At 39.5% G+C, this 3565-nt stretch carries 2 protein-coding genes; both read left to right on the forward strand.

All coding sequences use genetic code 11. The annotated features are described in order from the left end of the window. Positions 1–116: 116 nt before the first annotated feature. Complete coding sequence (gene rlmD / locus RAC86_RS36690; RefSeq protein WP_072565881.1) at positions 117–1496, forward strand: 23S rRNA (uracil(1939)-C(5))-methyltransferase RlmD; 1380 nt, start codon at positions 117–119, stop codon at positions 1494–1496. 1213 nt (positions 1497–2709) lie between these two features. Further along, positions 2710–3565: DUF4007 family protein (locus RAC86_RS36695; RefSeq protein ID WP_377886778.1), on the forward strand; the 856-nt coding region annotated here is incomplete at its 3' end.

The raw sequence follows: 3565 nt of genomic DNA on the forward strand, positions 1-3565 counted from the left end.
TGTACCGACACATTCACGTCGTCATGCCGAAGGAGAAAGCGGAACAGCTGGATGACTAAAAACTTGGCTTGTACAGGCCAAGTTTTTCTTTCGCTTAAAACTAGAGGTGATTATAGATGAAAATGAAACCCCCAGTAGAAAAAAACGAATACTACGACGTGACATTTGAGGATTTGACTCATGAAGGAGCGGGCGTCGCAAAGGTGCAGGGCTTCCCGATCTTCGTGCCGAACGCTCTGCCGGAAGAAAAAGCCCAAATCAAAGTGACACGCGTCAAAAAAGGCTTTGCCTTCGGCCGCCTGATCGAACTGAAGGAAGAAAGCCCGCACAGAACTGACGCCCCATGTCCGATCTACAAGCAATGCGGAGGCTGCCAGCTTCAGCACATGACCTACGAAGGCCAGCTCTTGTTTAAACAGAAACAAGTCAAAGACGTCTTAGAACGCATCGGCAAGCTAGACTTATCAAAAGTCACCGTGCACCCGACACTCGGCATGCAAGACCCATGGAACTACAGAAACAAAGCGCAGGTGCCGGTAGGAGAACGGGAAGGAGGACTCGTCGCGGGATTCTATCAGCAAAGAAGCCATGACATCATCGACATGAGCGCCTGCCTGATCCAGCAATCCAAAAACGACGAAGCCGTCCAAGCCGTCAAAGACATTTGCGCAAACTACGGTGTCAAAGCCTACAACGAAGAACGCCACAAAGGCTGGCTCCGCCACATCATGGTCAGATACGGCGTCGTTACGGGTGAAATGATGATTGTCTTCATCACAAAAACAAACGACTTCCCGCATAAAGCGAAGATCATTGAAGACATCACAACAGCGTTCCCGCACGTCAAATCAATCGTGCAAAACATCAACCCAAACAAAACAAACGTCATCTTCGGAAACGAAACAAACGTCATCTGGGGTGAAGAATACATCTACGACCTCATCGGAGACGTCAAATTCGCCATCTCCGCCAGATCGTTTTACCAAGTCAACCCCGAGCAAACAAAAGTGCTCTACGACAAAGCGCTTGAGTACGCGGAACTGAAAGGAGAAGAAACCGTCATCGACGCCTACTGCGGCATCGGAACGATTTCTCTATTTCTGGCGAAGCAAGCGAAAAAAGTGTACGGTGTAGAAATTGTGCCGGAAGCGATTGAAGACGCCAAACGAAATGCAGAACTAAACGGCATCACAAACGCAGAGTTCGCGGTCGGGGAAGCGGAAACCGTGATTCCAAAATGGTATGAAGAAGGCATCACGGCCGATACGCTTGTCGTAGACCCGCCAAGAAAAGGCTGCGACGAAGCCCTCCTGCGGACGATTGTGGAGATGCAACCGAAGCGGGTGGTGTACGTGTCCTGTAATCCTGGCACGCTTGCGAGAGACTTGCGGGTGCTTGAGGATGGCGGGTATGCGACGCGCGAAGTGCAGCCTGTGGATATGTTTCCGCATACGAATCATGTGGAGTGCTGTGTGTTGATAAAATTAAAAGAATAATGCGGATGGAACTGTTAGTTCTAAACACTTTCGTCAGCATTCACTTCACTTTGATTTATTTTTAAATATGCGATGCGTTTCAGAAGAAAAGGTATTATGGTTTTAAATTTGTCTAAACTCTTGTTAAAGTCGATTAGTTCTTTTTCAATCGACTATTCAAGTTCTCATGATAGCTGATGGATATTGTTTTCAAAAGTAGAAATAACTATCGATTAAAGTTAATCAATTAGTATCGAACTTTTTATACAGAGAGTAACGGACATTTAATAAAGCTAATTCAAAATGCCGAAGTTTTTCTTCAGTTGTTATAATTGCATTTGGTTTGTGGAACAAAAATGGTAAGAGAAAAGATGCTGCAAGATGAGTTAACTTACAGTAATGAAGCGTATCCTCTCATTATAAATACACCCTACTCCTCCGTGAGGGACGCTGATTAAATTATAAAGGTTTAGAGTGCTGCCAGAATACGTTGAACACTCTATTGTTCTTGTGAAAGATGGAAAAATGAAACTGGAAGGAAAAATTTTACGATTTGCTGTTTATTGGACAAGTGTTTAATATAATAAACAGGTTAAGTGATTATGATAAGGAGAACTAATTCAGAACCCAAGATTAAGATAACTGAAAGTAGCAGGTGTTTAGTATGTTTTTGAGCGGTACTTCTGATACTTTGGTAATATGTAGAATTAACAAGTGATCTTCTATTTGAAAAATAGTAGAACTTCTGCTGTTTTCAAATAGAAGATTTCGTATTTTTCCAAATTTAGTAGATTTTTTATCGGTGAACGGGCAAAAGACAAGGAGTGAGGATAAGAAAATTTTTAACGATAAATTATCAAGAGAATTCATTATAAAAACAAACAGTATTGAACGTACCATAATTCTTGCATCTAAAGAACAATATGGAAAAGATGTGAAAAGAGAATAGATAGATGTTGCTAATACTAGCAGACAAGTTAATAGAAGAGTTGCATTTGAGTATAAGAATTATCATGGTTTATTTGATTCATGGCTTAGCTAGATGAGCCCCTTGAACTTGTACTTTGGGTCAAACCAAAGTACTTTTTTATTTCTGGAGGTGGGGAACCAGCTATAAAATCGGAACATTCGTTCTTGAAAATGAAGAACTTTTACTTAACTAGAATGGTTTTATGATATATAATTGTTCTGGAGATAATCATCCAGAAGTATGTTTGGAAAGGATGTATAGTTAGTGGCATACGGAAGACATGAGAGTTTTTATCTACGAGATAAATGGCTTAGTAAAGGTATGAAAGCAATTAGTGAGGATTCACGTTTTTTCTATGATAAAGATGGTTTTGAAAAGATTGGCCTTGGAAAAAACATGGTTAGATCATTACGGTTTTGGTTATTAGCTATGGATTTAATGCAAGAGACAAAAGGGAAATCCCATATCTTAACCGATTTAGGAAAACTTATTTATAAATATGATCGATTACTGCAAAAGAATGAAACAGTATCCATTCTACATTACCATTTGGTCCGAAACAATAATGATTTAGCAACTGTTTTCTATTGGTATTTCAATATTTATAAGGAGACAGTTACTCAAAGAACGGAACTGAAAAAATCTTTTAGAATTTGGGTTAAAAATCATGAGACAAAAGCTGTTTCAGAAAATTCTCTAGATAGGGATATAGATGTTTTGGTTCAGTTATATACAAAAAACGCAAATGAAAATGATCCGGAGGATTTCATTTTTTCTCCGTTTACTAAGCTAAATCTGATTAGAGAGGATACTTCAGAAGAGAAAAACGAAAACATCAAGAAGACTTCTTCAAATGTCGAGGAAATAGGATTAATACCTTTGTATTATGTTTTATTAATGTACGCTCAAGAGCGTGATTTGGAACTTATTAGCCTTGACGAAATCCTTGATGAAGAATTGTTATGGGGAAAGGTGTTCAATCTCTCAAAAAATAAAATAATTGATGCACTAAATAAGTTAACAACTCACCGTAAGTTTGCACTTGAATACGTGCGTACAAATAATTTAGACAATGTAAAAGTGCCGAAGATTGCCCCACTTGATTATCTTCAGTATGAGT

The organism is Bacillus sp. LR_5 (genome assembly GCF_042709275.1).